Annotated in this window: 15 protein-coding genes; 7 read left to right on the plus strand and 8 right to left on the minus strand. The window is 34.4% G+C overall.

The window, feature by feature from the left end; translation table 11 throughout:
* Position 1 precedes the first annotated feature (1 nt).
* Positions 2-607, plus strand: coding sequence for an ImmA/IrrE family metallo-endopeptidase (locus ACF91D_RS02280; protein WP_392436407.1), 606 nt, complete (start codon positions 2-4; stop codon positions 605-607).
* 43 nt (positions 608-650) lie between these two features.
* Here ACF91D_RS02280 and ACF91D_RS02285 read toward each other — a convergent pair whose 3' ends face one another.
* A complete protein-coding gene (locus ACF91D_RS02285; RefSeq protein WP_392436408.1) occupies positions 651-1,208 on the minus strand; it encodes a DUF4352 domain-containing protein in 558 nt (185 codons plus the stop codon).
* 99 nt (positions 1,209-1,307) lie between these two features.
* Here ACF91D_RS02285 and ACF91D_RS02290 point away from each other — a divergent pair, with 99 nt between their 5' ends.
* Positions 1,308-2,696: a recombinase family protein gene (locus ACF91D_RS02290; RefSeq protein ID WP_392436409.1), complete on the plus strand. Its 1,389-nt coding sequence runs from the start codon at positions 1,308-1,310 to the stop codon at positions 2,694-2,696.
* On the opposite strand, the gene nhaC is transcribed toward ACF91D_RS02290, so the two are convergent.
* Positions 2,693-3,907 (minus strand): Na+/H+ antiporter NhaC, encoded by a 1,215-nt coding sequence (gene nhaC / locus ACF91D_RS02295; RefSeq protein WP_392436472.1) that lies wholly within the window; start codon positions 3,905-3,907, stop codon positions 2,693-2,695. The two genes, ACF91D_RS02290 and nhaC, sit on opposite strands and share 4 nt — an antisense overlap.
* Before the next feature lie 368 nt (positions 3,908-4,275).
* Here nhaC and ACF91D_RS02300 point away from each other — a divergent pair, with 368 nt between their 5' ends.
* Positions 4,276-4,707, plus strand: coding sequence for a CHAP domain-containing protein (locus tag ACF91D_RS02300; protein ID WP_039069294.1), 432 nt, complete (start codon positions 4,276-4,278; stop codon positions 4,705-4,707).
* A gap of 99 nt (positions 4,708-4,806) precedes the next feature.
* Here ACF91D_RS02300 and ACF91D_RS02305 read toward each other — a convergent pair whose 3' ends face one another.
* From ACF91D_RS02305 to ACF91D_RS02315, 3 genes are all read right to left on the minus strand, one after another.
* Positions 4,807-5,781: an SMP-30/gluconolactonase/LRE family protein gene (locus ACF91D_RS02305; RefSeq protein ID WP_327620976.1), complete on the minus strand. Its 975-nt coding sequence runs from the start codon at positions 5,779-5,781 to the stop codon at positions 4,807-4,809.
* A 153-nt stretch (positions 5,782-5,934) separates the two neighbouring features.
* Positions 5,935-7,218, minus strand: a complete 1,284-nt coding sequence (locus tag ACF91D_RS02310) for a hydroxymethylglutaryl-CoA reductase, degradative (protein ID WP_327620977.1) — start codon at positions 7,216-7,218, stop codon at positions 5,935-5,937.
* Complete coding sequence (locus tag ACF91D_RS02315; protein WP_039069298.1) at positions 7,218-8,372, minus strand: thiolase family protein; 1,155 nt, start codon at positions 8,370-8,372, stop codon at positions 7,218-7,220. The genes ACF91D_RS02310 and ACF91D_RS02315 overlap by 1 nt, the downstream gene beginning before the upstream one ends.
* A gap of 103 nt (positions 8,373-8,475) precedes the next feature.
* On the opposite strand from ACF91D_RS02315, the gene ACF91D_RS02320 reads away from it, so the two are divergent.
* Positions 8,476-9,645, plus strand: coding sequence for a hydroxymethylglutaryl-CoA synthase (locus ACF91D_RS02320; RefSeq protein ID WP_039069299.1), 1,170 nt, complete (start codon positions 8,476-8,478; stop codon positions 9,643-9,645).
* Positions 9,646-9,927: 282 nt separating this feature from the next.
* Complete coding sequence (locus ACF91D_RS02325; RefSeq protein ID WP_318759691.1) at positions 9,928-10,032, plus strand: type I toxin-antitoxin system Fst family toxin; 105 nt, start codon at positions 9,928-9,930, stop codon at positions 10,030-10,032.
* 465 nt (positions 10,033-10,497) lie between these two features.
* Here ACF91D_RS02325 and ACF91D_RS02330 read toward each other — a convergent pair whose 3' ends face one another.
* Positions 10,498-11,370 (minus strand): LysR family transcriptional regulator, encoded by an 873-nt coding sequence (locus ACF91D_RS02330; protein WP_069793140.1) that lies wholly within the window; start codon positions 11,368-11,370, stop codon positions 10,498-10,500.
* A 92-nt stretch (positions 11,371-11,462) separates the two neighbouring features.
* On the opposite strand from ACF91D_RS02330, the gene ACF91D_RS02335 reads away from it, so the two are divergent.
* Positions 11,463-12,032, plus strand: coding sequence for a LysE family translocator (locus tag ACF91D_RS02335; RefSeq protein ID WP_081325023.1), 570 nt, complete (start codon positions 11,463-11,465; stop codon positions 12,030-12,032).
* 170 nt (positions 12,033-12,202) lie between these two features.
* Here ACF91D_RS02335 and ACF91D_RS02340 read toward each other — a convergent pair whose 3' ends face one another.
* On the minus strand, positions 12,203-13,771 hold the full coding sequence (locus ACF91D_RS02340) for a BCCT family transporter (protein WP_069793141.1): 1,569 nt from the start codon (positions 13,769-13,771) through the stop codon (positions 12,203-12,205).
* 138 nt (positions 13,772-13,909) lie between these two features.
* Positions 13,910-14,443 carry a methylated-DNA--[protein]-cysteine S-methyltransferase gene (locus ACF91D_RS02345; RefSeq protein ID WP_119585999.1) on the minus strand — a complete coding sequence of 178 codons (534 nt, stop codon included), beginning with the start codon at positions 14,441-14,443 and terminating at the stop codon, positions 13,910-13,912.
* Positions 14,444-14,558: 115 nt separating this feature from the next.
* Between ACF91D_RS02345 and ACF91D_RS02350 the strand changes: the two genes are divergently transcribed.
* Entirely contained in the window at positions 14,559-14,834 is a 276-nt protein-coding gene (locus ACF91D_RS02350) for a YrhK family protein (RefSeq protein WP_039069307.1), read from the plus strand.
* The last annotated feature ends 102 nt before the right edge of the window (positions 14,835-14,936 follow it).

Below are 14,936 nucleotides of genomic sequence, written 5' to 3' on the forward strand. Positions count from 1 at the left end.
GGTGGATTATGAAGAAAATCAAGCATTTATACGTGCGATAGAAAAAGCGAACTCATTCTATATAGAGGGAAAGTTCCCTGTACCTATAAAGGATATGATAAAAGATGATAAAAACGTCACGCTGCTCACGTTTGGTGAGTTTGGGAAACTTGCAGGTGTCAAAAGGTCTGAGGTCGCTGTTATCGGCCAATCAGATGAGGCATTTCATTTTAAAAAAGGGAAAAAGTCGTTTATTGTCTATAACGCACTTAAAAGTGTCAGCAGGCAGCGTTTTACGCTTGCTCATGAGTATGGCCACATCAAACTTAATCACGCTGGGAAGTCATTATATGACCGTGAAAAAGGAACTGGCACATACACTCGAGAAGAATTTGAGGCTGACACTTTTGCAAGCTGTTTATTGTTTCCTTTGCACAAACGGTATGAGTATAAAGGGAAAAGCTCATATGAGATAGCCAATAAATTCAGTATCAGTTTTAGTGCTGTGGAGGTTTGTATGCGTATATTAGAACGTCATCTTGATATAGGCCTTGAGAATTACCTGACTCGCTTTGAGCATCGAAAGAGTGACAGTTACATCAACTTTTTAAGAGATTGCAGCTTTTAGGCACAAAGAAAAAAGCCTCACATCATGTGAGGCTTTCAGCATATTAATTTAATTTGATGTTAGCTTTTTTAGTGCCGAACATTCCTGATGACACTTGCATTTTCAATTTATCAGATTGAGCGGTTTTTTCTGATACATCAAATACGACTTTCCCTGTTTTTTCGCTGCTTGGGTTAAGCTGCTCTAAAAAGAAACCTATATCGCTCGGATTGGCCTCTGTTGATGCTGCAGCGTCTGCTCCATTTGTTGCATCTCCATTCAGTATTTTGAATAGCTCAGTGTCGATTGTGATTGACTCATTACCGTTATTCTTAACAGTTACATCAGCGACAATGTACTTGCCGTCAGCCGTGCTTGATGTGTATTGACCGCCTACAGTGTCTGCTGTTTCAATGCTGTTAACTGTGTACTCTAGGTCATCAACTTTGACTTTCTCGCCGATTGCAAACTCTTGCTTTTCGTCTTTGCTTGAGTCTGACTCGCCACCTGACTCGCCACCTGACTCGCCGCCTCCCATGACAGCGGAAATAATCGCAATAATGATAACAATTACGACTACAACACCTAAACAACCTAAACAACCAAATAATCCCTTTTTCATAACAGTCCCTCTTTTCTGTAATTTTTAAGCGTTGGGTCTAACTTTAGCAAATATGAAAAAGGATTTAAAGGATAAATTTTATAAAAGGAGCAGTACAACATGAAAAAAGTTGCAATATATACACGTGTCTCGACTATGGAACAAGCCAATGAGGGCTACTCTATAGAAGAACAGAAAAATAAACTCATTTCATTTTGTGACATTAATGACTGGCCTAAATATGAGATGTTTGTTGATGCAGGCGTATCAGGTGGCACGATAAATCGTCCTGCCCTGCAAGACCTGCTGCATAGAATAAACGAGTTTGATTTGGTGCTAGTCTACAAACTAGACCGTTTAACACGTAATGTGCGTAACCTTTTAGACCTATTAGACACTTTCGAGAAAAACAATGTGGCATTTAGAAGTGCAACCGAGGTTTATGATACAACGAGCGCAATGGGTCGCCTATTCGTCACGCTAGTCGGTGCTATGGCTGAATGGGAGCGCTCCACCATATCTGAACGTACTGAAATGGGTAAAACCTCAGCAGCTAGAAGTGGCGTGCATGTTTCAAAAGTGCCATTCTACTACACTAAAACTGACGGCAAACTATATCCTAATGAGTATGCACCTGTGCTGCGTTACATGGTCAAGCGTATCAAGGAGGGTGCAAGCTCCCTCAATATAGCTGATGAACTAAATGCTAGTGAGTACAAACACCCTAAAGGGCTGAGCTGGTACCCTATGCTCGTTAGGCGTGCATTAAAAAACCCTCAAGCTAGAGGTCATAGCTTTTACGGTGATATATTTGTCGAGGACACACATGAGGCGTTAATATCTGAGGACGATTTCAAAATTATAGAGGATAGACTAAAAGAACGTACCAAAATTAGTAATAACAAACACACTTCAATATTTAGAGGTAAGCTGAAATGCCCTAACTGTGGTTTAAATCTAACGTTGAGCGTCCACCACAAGAAAACCAAATCGCAAGGCACTAAAAAATACGAAACGTATTACTGTGATAAATGTAAAAGCGACCATATACCAAATGAGCAAAAAGTCAGTTTTAGCTTGAAACGTGCTGAGCGGGCGTTCATCGAATACTTATATAATTTAGATTTCGACAAATACTTAGCAGCATCTGCTGACGACAACGAGCCTGTGATTGACGTTAATAAAGTAAACAGACAACGTGAGAAGTTTCTTGATGCTTGGTCTAACGATTTAATTTCTGATGATGAGTTCAATAAGAAAATGGACGAAACTAAAAAGCTGCTTGATACTTACTACCAACAATCAAATAAAAAAGAGCGTAACGTGGATATTGAGGCGCTGAAAGAATGGCAAAACATTGTGTTAGAGTCGTGGGGGTATTTAAGCAATGAAGATAAAGAAGAACTAATAAATAGCACAATCAAGGAAATCAAGTATACATTCCTAAAAGGCAATTCGCGCAAAAACCCTAGCACGATAAGCATTGAGGACGTTATTTTTTATACTTAAATTAGTTGGGGGTTTGTAACACTTATGGACGTTAATGTTCCGCCATCTTCTAGTGCTCTAGATAAATTTTTCGGATGAAGCTTTTTATCTTTAAATGTATTTATGTACATACGTGAGGGTACAATAATTGATATATATTGCTCTGAACAAGTAAGATTAGTCCCAATACATGATACAATTACTGATGCAATCAATGATCCTGTAGATTTGGCCACTTTCAAAATAACTGCAATTAATGCTGTGAGCATACCAGAATATTCGAGGACGCCCCCAAAAGTCATTGCTACAAGTGTCAGTGATATTGTGTAGAACATTGATTCTAATCCACCTCGATTGAACAATTCATCTACAAGTTTGTTACCTGAATCAATTGTATAACCCGTTTGTAGTGCTGTAAGTGCTTCTGTAATAGAACCATCTTGCAAAAATATCTGGGCAAAGAATCCTAATATAATACCTACGCAAATTGCTGGTATTGCAGGAACTTTTACTACAACGAGTGCGATTACAATGATTGGTATAAGTAATAACCATGGTGTGATTAAAAAATTATCTTGCATCGTAGCAAGGATGTCTTTAATATTATTTGCGTCAAAATTCCTTCCACCAAAGCGTTGTCCTATAAAGAAAAAAGCAATTAATGAAATAACTAATGCTGGAATCGTCGTATAAAACATATGCTTTATATGTTCAAACAAGTTAACACCAGTTAATCCAGAAGCTAAGTTCGTAGTGTCTGATAGAGGACTCATCTTGTCACCAAAATAAGATCCACAAATTACTGCACCAGCAACCATACCAGGTGAAATACCCATACTAATGCCAATACCCATCGATGCAACCCCCACAGTCGCCATCGTAGACCAACTACTACCTATAGCTAAAGCTACAATGCCACATAAGATAATAACAACTGCTAAAAAATATCTTGGGTCTATCAGTTGTAACCCATAGTAAATCATCGTGGCTACTACACCGCTGCCTATCCATGATCCAATTACTAATCCTACAAGTATGATGATTACGATTGCTGGTAAAGCATGACGAATCCCCTTATACATCATTTCTTCAACTTCATTAAATTCGTAACCGTGTAACATTGTAATTAGTATCGCTACAGCTGTTCCAATTAATAAAGGAATATGTGGTTCCTTTTCAAGGACTGCAACTGTAAAAAGCATTGCTGTAATCATCGTCACTAACGTAACAATTGCCGAAACAAAACCTAACGGCCTTTTGACTTTGTTCTTACTACTATTGTCTTTAGCGTTTCTACTAAAAATAATAGCCACCTCCTTTGTTAGTTAAATCATACTCAAGTTGAGAAATACTTTCAATACTTCCTTTATCATTTAAATTTCTATTTAATTTTAATTTTTATAATCAATAAATAATATTTACTATAATTCAAAAATAACCGATACACTTTCACTTTAAGTATTTGTTGAGTTAAATTACAATTGTATGGCATATATTTCAAATACGTTAAATTTGCTTGTAATAATGATTGAGTTCATTGTATTTTTCACTTTAGCTACTTATGATAAATATATAATTTTAAAAATGTCTGGAGTAATGTATGAATATTAAAAGATTTTTAACGACCATATTTATTGCCACTACGATACTTGTAACTGGGATAACAACCTTCCAAACGACATATGAAAATCAAACCGCTAATGCAGCAGTTAATTATTACAGTAAAAATCAATGTACATGGTATGTATTTAATAAAAGAGCGAGCGTGGGTAAACCTGTGCCAAATAGTTGGGGCAACGCTAAAAATTGGTATTACAAAGCAAAAAATAGTGGTTATCGTGTAGGTAGAGTACCGGCAAAACGAGCAATAATGCAATCAACTATAGGCACATATGGGCATGTTGCTTATGTAGAAACTGTTTATAAAAATGGCAGTATTAAAGTATCCGAATATAATTACAATCGTCCTCTAGCTTATGGCACAAGAATATTAAGTAAATCAGCAGCTGCCAAATATAATTATATCTATTAATAACTTTATTCCACTCGATAATTTATAAAGTATTTAAATATTTCTTTCGATAAAAAAACGTTGATTTGCAACGAAAACTGCAAATCAACGTTTTTTATTTTATTGGAATTGGTAGCTATGGTGTCCTTTAGCGAATCCTTTCACTGTATAAATCCAAGAACCACCATCATTTTCAATATCATTTGAACAAATAATCAATTGATCTGTTCCTGGAATAAATGCAGGGTGCGTTGATCTCAACATATGGCCGGAGTCTCGACCAGGGATCAAAACTTGACCAATTGGATAACCTCTCTTATTAAATACCAGAACTCTTCCTTGACCATACATTGCGACATATAAATTATCATCACTATCTATACAACACGAATCAGGACCTTCATGCCCTGTGAAATGATAAGGTATAGACGCTCCAAATGGTGCGATAGTCACGCCGTCTTCTAATAAATCAATACGATGTAATCGGTTCGCATTCGTTTCTGTTACCCACAGTGTTTTTTCATCAGTACTAAGTGCTACACCATTGGCAACTGCTAAGTTTTGTAGAACAGGTGTAATAGATTGAAAGTCTGGTGAAACATAGTAAACACCGCCTTTAGTATTTGTAGAATAACCTCTAAAATCCGTAAAATAAAACCCACCTTTACTATCAAATACTAAATCGTCCACACAATATTCTGTTTCAATATCTGATACAATTTCTTGAATCTTATTGCCATTTGCATCAACAGCATAAATACCACCTGAACTATCGAAATCTCCTAAATAACACACAAACAATCGTCCGTCTTTATGTATTTTAACGGCTGCTGGATTTTCTTTATGTGAATTTAATATTCGAGTAATTTTTTTATCAGGCAGGGCTACATGAAAAATAGTTCCCCCAAAAACTTCGCAAAGGATCAAGTCTCCATTTCTATCAAAGCAGAGTCCTTCGAGTTGTAATCCCTTATCAGAAATTTCTAACCATGGTTCTGCCGTAATGGTTTGTATCCCTTGTTCATGAGCAAGGATAGGCACCTCACTTTTAGCGTTTCCCGTATATAATAATGAAGGCACTTTATTATTGTCCATTAATCATTTCCCCTTTCTTTAATTTCTTCATATTTTAATTATATGGTATACAAAGTTTCAAATAAATCAATTACTTTAAAATTCACTATCTAATTTACTTATATGCTAAAAGCCCCTAAATGCATTAGAAAATCATTTAGGGGTTAGTTTATATTATTGTTTTTTGAATCTTAATTCTTCTAACAATTGTTGTGCAACGGCTGTATTTGCACGATCTTGTGTTTTTAAGCGTTCTGCTACTTGAGCAATTTCTTCACCTTGCGCACCTACTACAATTGCTAAAGATTTATATTGTAAACTCATATGACCTTGTTGAATACCTTCAGAAACCAATGCTCGACATGCCGCAAAATTTTGTGCTAATCCCACGGCAGCTACAACATGACCTAATTCTTGCGCAGAATCAACCTTCATTAATTCTAAAGACGCTTTTGCGATTGGCAATACTTTAGTACCACCACCTACAGTAGCCAATGTCATAGGCACTTCAATTGTACCTACAAGCACTTGTTTTTCTTCATTATAATGCCACGTAGCTAGGCCACGATATTGACCATCTTTACTTGCATATGCATGTGCTGTGGCTTCAGCCCCACGAGTATCATTACCTGTCGCCAACACGACAGCGTGAATACCATTCATCACACCTTTATTATGTGTGGCTGCACGGTGAATATCAACTTGAGCCAATACAGATGCACGCTCCATTCTTTTGGCTACATCTTGACCATCACGACCACCTTTTGACAATGCATCAACTGTAATCTCTCCTTGTACTTTAACGACAGATGCAGTTGCATGATTAGATAAAATGCTCATCAATATATCAACATGTTCTAATTCATTTTTTAAATAAGCTGTTATACCTTCTAAGATGGTATTTAACATATTTGCACCCATTGCATCTTTAGTATCTACGTAGACTTTTAATGACAATAAGCCTTCCTCGGGGAATGTATCTATTTCAATTTTACGAAAACCACCGCCACGCTCAATTATTGAAGGATACACTTCATCCGCAATACGTTTCATTTGTGGTTCAAGTTGTTGAAGACGGTGTTCTAAAACTGCAGTATCTAACACACCATCAAATACAATTTGCCCAATCATTAAACTCTCACTAGAAACAACTTTAAAGCCTCCAGTTTGATTTACAAGCTTTGCGCCATAACTTGCTGCTGCAACTACTGAAGGTTCTTCGACCATCATTGGCACAACATATGATTTATCGTCTACTTTGATTTCAGGTAATAAACCTACAGGTAATGTCCCTTGTCCAATGACGTTTTCTATAAGACTATTCGCAATCTCTTCTGAAATTAAAGGGTTATTGAGTAACACATTTTTATTTTCTTCAGATAACCGTCCTTTAATTACTAATTCCTCTAACTTTTCTGTTCTGGACAAATGACGAAATGTCTTACCTAATGGTTCCATTAGTTATTCTCCTTTTCAATTTGAATTGCAATTCCTAAACCGCCACCGATACAAGCAGTTGCTATGCCTGATTGTTTCTCTTCTTGAGCTAAAATATTAACTAAAGTTGTAACTAAGCGCGTACCACTGGCACCAATAGGATGGCCTAACGCAATCGCACCGCCATATAGATTCAACTTATCTTCAGATATACTTAAATTATCTCTCACAGGAATACTTTGCGATGCGAAAGCTTCTGTCATTTCTACTACATCAAAGTCATCAATGACTTTATCTGTCTTATCTAATAATCTTGTCACTGCATGATATGGTGCATAACCCATATACTCAGGATCACAACCAATTTCGGCATGCTCTCCTACTATAGCTAAAATTTCGTAGCCTTCTTGCTTCGCATATTCAGCATCCATTAAAATGATAGTTGATGCACCATCGTTTATACTAGACGCATTACCACCTGTTACTGTGCCATCTTCTTTAAATATTGTTTTTAGTGTGCTTAATTTCTCAACGCTACTATTTCCGCGAATACCTTCATCCGTAGTCATCATTTCCCCATTTATATCTTCTAACGGAACGATTTCATTATTAAATTTACCTGCTTCTGTTGCTTGTTGTGCTTTTTGTTGAGATTCGTTAGCAAAATAGTCCTGTGCTTCACGTGATACGTTGTACTTTTCAGCAATTTTTTCGGCTGTAATGCCCATAGGTACGTTTAAAAATGCGTCAGTAAGACCATCGTGCATAAAACTATCTACAGGGGCTTCATCTTCATTAAGCACTAACTTAGGTGCGTTTGTCATGCTTTCTACGCCACCTACAGCTACTACTTTAGCTTCACCTAATTGGATTAATTGCTTTCCTAAAATAATAGACTTCAAACCAGAGCCACATACTTCATTGATTGTCATAGCTGGAGCTGTATTTGGCACACCAGAATGAATTGCTATTTGACGAGCAGGGTTTTGACCACTGCCGCTTTGTAATACATTACCATAGATAACTTGTTCCACTTTCTGTGGATCTATATGTATTGCCTTCATCGCAGCTTCTAATGTCTTTGTTCCAAGCTCAACTGCTGAGTAATTGCTTAATTTCCCTCTGAATCTTCCTATTGGTGTACGTTTTGCACTTACAATTGCTACTTTATTCATAATTAGTCTCCTTTATAACTCTTTTCAAATAATTGTATTTTATGCGTTTGATTTGGTATGATACAGTTGCTTATTTATATATAGAAAGGTGTCGATACGCTTTATGACAGTTGGTATTGATCAAATTAATTTTTATGTTCCAAGATTTTATGTAGATATGGCTAAACTTGCCGAATCACGTCAAGTGGATCCAAACAAGTTTTTATTAGGCATTGGCCAAACTGAGATGTCAGTAAGTCCGATGAGTCAGGATATTGTGTCGATGGGTGCTAATGCTGCAAAAGCCATCGTTACAGAAGAAGATAAAAAACAAATCAGTATGGTTATTGTTGCAACTGAATCTGCGATAGATTCAGCAAAAGCTTCAGCAGTGCAAATACATAATTTGTTAGGTATTCAACCTTTTGCACGTTGTATTGAAATGAAAGAAGCTTGCTATGCTGCAACACCAGCTATCCAATTAGCTAAAGACTATTTAGCGCAACGCCCAGATGAAAAAGTGCTGGTCATTGCAAGTGATACTGCACGTTATGGTTTGAATTCTGGTGGCGAACCTACACAAGGTGCAGGCGCAGTCGCTATGATGATATCACAAAACCCACGTATTCTTGAACTAAATGACGACGCAGTTGCTTTCACTGAAGACGTATATGATTTTTGGCGTCCAAGCGGCCAACCTTATCCACTTGTAGATGGGGCGTTATCAAAAGATGCGTATATTCGTTCATTCCAAGAAAGTTGGCAAGAATATGCACGTCGTTACAATAAATCACTAGCTGATTTCAGTTCTTTATGCTTCCATGTACCATTTACTAAAATGGGCAAAAAAGCACTTGATTCAATTTTAACAGATGACGTAGATGAAGAAACTAAAACGCGTCTAACTTCTGGTTATGATGCAGCTACTTATTATAATCGTTATGTAGGTAACATCTATACAGGTTCTCTATACTTGAGTTTAATCTCATTATTAGAAACACATGATTTAGCTGCAAATGATACAATTGGTTTATTCAGTTATGGTTCTGGGTCTGTTGGCGAATTCTTTAGTGGTAAAGTTGTTGAAGGTTACCAAGATGCACTTGATATCCAAGGACATAAAGATTTACTAAACAACCGTACAGAAATTTCAGTTGAAACATATGAAACTTTCTTCAACCGTTTTGATAATTTAGAATTTGATCACGAAACTGAGCTAGAAAATGAAGAAAATGCAATTTTCTATCTTGAAAGCATTAACGATCATATCCGTAATTATAATACCTTAAATTAAGTTTTAAATCACTTATTCTTATCTCTTTATAATTTAATGTGAGGCTGGGGCAAAATTTTATTTGTCCTAGCCTTAATCATTTGTTATATCTGTATAAAATAAATACATAAATAATCATAGTGTCGAATTCAACTTTTATTAAAGTAAGGTACATTATGTTGCTCTTAAACTGATATCATTCAAAGTATTAAAAGTGAATCTGCTTTTACATTCACAGGTGGTATAGTAATGGAGTCGCCTATCTCTCATGCGTCAATTTGACGTAGAGAAGAGGCGTATAAAGTGATGATTATTTTCGTTCACATCATAGCGCCAGTCATCAGTGGCTGTGCTTTTGCATATTTTACTTATTGGCTAAATAAATGCAATAAAAATAGGCGACATTAAGCCACACCAACAAAAATCCCCTCACTACTCGCAATAGTGAGGGGATTGGTGTATAAGTGAGTACTTATTTTCGTTACACGTATTATAGCATCATAGTGGGTAGGGATGCAAAATAAGAAGAATTTTGAAATATAATAAAGAGAAATGCCGATGTATACTAATTTTCATAAAATTTTCAAAATGCTAAAAAAACAGAGAACTAATCAGGGCAGAACATAGTTATAATAATTTATTTAATAAAGTTACGAACAATATTTAAACACTGGCAAAAGAGAAACCATTACAATTAACAAACAATTGAATTCAGCAATGAATATCAAATCATATACCAATAGTACGTGGGACATTTTTCGAATTATTCACAAAAACAGATATATATATACTATGGTAATGATGCATTTAGCGTAATGTGCTGAAATAGCTTCGCTTATAACTTAAGAGAGATAAGTATATAAACCTATATTTTTATAAGAAACTTTTGATTTCTTTCAAAAATAAATTGGCTAAATTAAATTCCCATTCTTTCTTTTTTGTTAAAGCAAAAGAATAAAACACAGGTAAATCACTACATGTTTCAATGATTTTCAAATTATTTTCTCTTATTTCCTCTCTAACAGTTTTTAAGGGTAAGACACTGAACCCCATATTATCTAAAATGAAAGTTTTTATAGTGTTTATGCTCCATAACTCTGTTTTTTTCTCTATTTTTAGATTATTTACATCTACAAATTCTTCAAACATCTTACGATAAGTACTATCTTTTTCATTAATAACAAAATGGTTATATCGCTTATTATTTAATAGCTCTTCGAGTGAATTAGGAGCATCTTTATGCGCTACCACGACTATTTCTTCAGGACTTAGTATATGTTTATTTATATATTTATTTTGTATTTCTTTGTTAATAACAAAAGCTATATCTACTTCTCCATTCATTAATAAAGTTTGATTATAATTACAAGAGTTGTTATATAAATCAATATCAGTATCTGGGTACTTTTCTAAAAAGTGCTTTATAGCATCACTTAAACCAGTTGTAACTAAAGATTCAGGAGCAGCAATTTTTAGTTTTTTATTATTATTTTCATTTTTAGAAACGTTCAATATTTGATCATGTGTAGAAATATAGTCATTTACTAAAGGCATAATTTGAAGTAAAAATTTTGTTTGAATCAGTTGCTTATTTGAGTGTAAAAATAATTCGTTCTTTAATTCTATTTCCAATTGGCGAATTTGTTGTGAGATGTTGGACTGTGTATAATTTAATAATTTTGCTGTTTTTGTGTAACTCCCTGTATCTATGAGTGCTTTTAAAATTTTCAATTGCTTAATATTCATTACATCACCTATTAATATTATTAATGTATTAACAATAACATTAATTTTACTTATAGACATTATCACATTAAAATTTTAATGAGGTGATTAATATGACAGGATTTTTGATTTATGTTTTTGTAACTTCAATTACTCCCGGGCCGAGTAACCTATTTATTTTAAATTCTTCTAAAGAATATGGATTATCTGGGGCAAAGAAATTTATATGTGGCGTATTAGCAGGTTTTTTATTTTTAGCCATAATTTCTATAATTTTTTTATTTACACTAGAAGAATTAATTATGAAAATCGAAATGTTTTTAAAGATTTTCGGTTTTTTATACTTGATATATTTAGCATGTAAAACATACGCTTCCACTAAAACCAGTATAAATAATGAAACATATTTATCATTCAAATCAGGGTTTTTACTTCAAATTTTAAATATGAAATCTTTACTATTTTTCGTTACTTTATTAGGAGCTTTTATATTACCAATCTCTAATATGAAAATAACAGTATACATATACATGGCTATAACAGTTATTATAGGTTGGGCTTGTTTACTAATTTGGGGCATTTTAGGGAATTATCTAAAAGAATTTCTTAATAGACACAATTATATATTTAAAGTAATTATGTCATTGTTGCTTTTGTATTCAGCTTTAAACATATTTTTATAAAGAAGATAATAATAACACGGTATAACTTTATTAGGTAAATTAAAAACAACTTACAATACTACATGTAAGTTGTTTTCTATTATATCTATCTATGCATATTAAAAAAGTGTCTAACCATTGGATTAGTTTAAAACGCCCCAATGATTAAAACACCTAATTATTTTTATAATTTATTTCTTATCATTTTCTTCTACTTGTTTTTTATAAAATTCAAATTGCTTTTCGTTTGGTTTTAATGACAAACCTAGTTGTTTTCTTTCCTCGTTACCATCTTTATATAATGAAATCATCATTAATATCACAACAAAACTAAACGGTAACGCGGAGATGATTGCTGCTGATTGCAAAGCATCTAATCCCGTATCTCCACCAGCAAGTAATAATACATAAGCAATCGCAGCTAATGCTAACCCCCATATAATTTTGACGAAACCTGAAGGATTTAATGTACCATAAGCTGTTTGCATTCCTAATACAAATGTTGCTGAATCCGCTGAAGTAATAAAGAATGAAGAAATCAATGCCAATGCTATAATTGATAATATAAAGCCAAATGGTAGTTCATTAAATATACCAAATAGTTGCGTCTCAGGGGGCATTTTGAAAATTTCACTATGTGTTTGCCCTATATCTATACCTGTAGCACCAAAAGCACTAAACCATATAATACTAATCACTACAGGTACACCTAATACTGCGATAACAAATTCACGTATACTACGTCCCTTTGAAATCCTAGCTATGAAAATACCTACAAATGGACTCCAGCTCATCCACCATCCCCAATAGTAGATTGTCCAACTTTGTAGCCATTCAGCTTTTTGTTCGTTCAGCGGCGCTACATCTAAACTATTAAAGATTAATGTATTTAAATAGTCCCCAGTACCACTTGTCATCATATTAACAATTAACATCGTAGGGCCCACTATAAAAATAACGACCAATAATAAACCTGCTAAAATCATATTTAAATTACTTAAATATTGAATCCCTTTACTCAAACCACTCCAGGCACTATATAAAAATAAGACGGTAACCACTGCAATAATTATGCCTTGAATAAGCGCGTTGTTAGGAACACCAAATAAGTAATTCAAACCACCGTTAATTTGAATGGCACCGACACCAAGTGATACTGCCACACCAATAATTGTTGCAAATACACTTAATACATCTACTATGACGCCAACTGGACCGTCTACTCTATCACCTAATACAGGTCTTAATGTTCTAGAAATTAGGCCATTTTCACCTTTACGAAATTGCGAGTATGCCAACCCTAATGCCACTACACCATATACAGCCCATGGATGAAATCCATAGTCAAGAAATGCTGATTTAAATGCTTCTGACATTGCTGCTTTCGTTTCTGCATCAGCAGTGGGTGGAGCTAAATAATGTGATATAGGTTCCGAAGACCCATAGAATACGAGACCAATCCCCATGCCTGCACTAAATAACATTGCTAACCATGATACCGTATGAAACTCTGGTTTATCAGACGGTTTGCCTAATTTTAATTTTCCAATTGGACTGAATACTAAAAATACGCAAAAACCTAAAATCACTGTGTAAAGTAACATGTAATACCAGCCAAATGTTTTTGTTACCCATGTCGATATGTAGCCTGTTATTTCTCCAAATTGCGCTGGGAAAATTGCACCAATTAGTACTAATAAACCCACAATTGTTGCCGAAAAAATAAATACACTCGAAAATTGCTTTTTGCCATCCCCCAAAACTTGCACCACCTAAATAATTTATTTTCATGTTGTATAGAATAACATACTGAAGATAGTTATCAACTTTCCATAAAATTTAGTATATTAATTAATACATATTTTACTTTTCGGAAATGCAAAAAAACAGTACTAAACTCAAGGTTTGGTACTGTTTTTAGGTCTGTAAAACTGGGTCATATCTAATTTTTCTAATTTTAATAATTCAATTTTAGTGTCAATGCCACCACCATAACCTGTTAAACTACCATCTTTACCCACGACTCTATGACATGGGATGATAATAGAAATTGGATTACTTCCAACAGCTCCCCCTACAGCTTGCGAAGACATTTTCGCTTTACCTCTTTCTAGCGCAACTTTCCGAGCAATGTCACTATAAGTTACCGTTTTTCCATACGGTATTTCTAACAGTATTTTCCAAACTGTTTCTCTAAAGGAAGTCCCTCTAGCCTTCAAAGGAAAATCTATTTCCGGTTTATTTCCTGAGAAATAGCTATCTAACCAACATATTGCTTGTTCAAATACTGGTTGCTCTTGCTCAATTAACTTATCATCGTAATGTGCTTCAATGTCTTGATGGTTTGGTAACCATAAACCTGTAATACTTTCTCCGTCAGAGGTTAAGGTAATGCGTCCAATCGGTGATTGATAAGTTGTTTTATAATAAATAATATCCCTCTTTTCCACCCTTTTAATTTTCTATAATCATAAAACTTTATTTGTTTGATGTAAATACTTTGGGGTATGTACAATTCATATACACATTAACTCTAGGAGGTACTATGTGAGTCACTTCAAACAACAAAACAAAAGTATAGATCTAAATTTTCATAAAAACCCACGATCCGAGCGTATTACATTAATTTATAAAGCGCTCTACCAATTAAATGATATTATCTTAGGTTTAGTATTTTTATGTGGCAGCTTTTTATTTTTCAGCAGTTCGACCGTAACAACTGGTACTATTTTATTTGTTATCGGAAGTATTCAAATGACTATTAGACCTTTGATTGCATTTACCCACGATTTACATTTAGCTTTCAAGCATAAATTAAGATAAAGAGGAGCGGAGAAACCAAGTCTTTGACTTTCTACTCCACTCCTCTTAATTATAAATATCTTAATCTAAAAACTCTTTACCATGTTAATTATTAAAATACTG

The organism is Staphylococcus sp. 231237_7MaSpsaltlick (assembly GCF_043107035.1).